Consider the following 279-nt stretch of genomic DNA (forward strand, 5'->3'; position numbering starts at 1 on the left):
GGGTAAAGGAGCCCAGGTACCCGGTGGTGTCGGAGGTGACACTGACGGTCTGGACATCGGTGAGGTCCACATCCGCAATGGCAAAGGAACCACTGTCGGATAATGTGGTGGTGTTTTCACCGGTGCCACCATCCACAATCTCGGTCACCGCGCCAGTGACATCGGTGGCCGCAGTAATGGTCGGTACATCATTGGTGCCGGTGATGGTCACCGTCACCTGCTGATCCACGGTACCGCCGTTGCCATCGTTAACCGTGACGGTATAGGTCTGGGTCAGCA

General features: G+C 58.4%; 1 protein-coding gene. It reads right to left on the reverse strand.

What is annotated here, in order from left to right:
- On the reverse strand, positions 1 to 279 hold a 279-nt coding region (locus AK963_RS30855), incomplete at both ends, for a VCBS domain-containing protein (RefSeq protein WP_202969992.1).

Source organism: Endozoicomonas atrinae, from assembly GCF_001647025.1.
GTDB classification, from domain to species: Bacteria; Pseudomonadota; Gammaproteobacteria; order Pseudomonadales; family Endozoicomonadaceae; genus Endozoicomonas; species Endozoicomonas atrinae.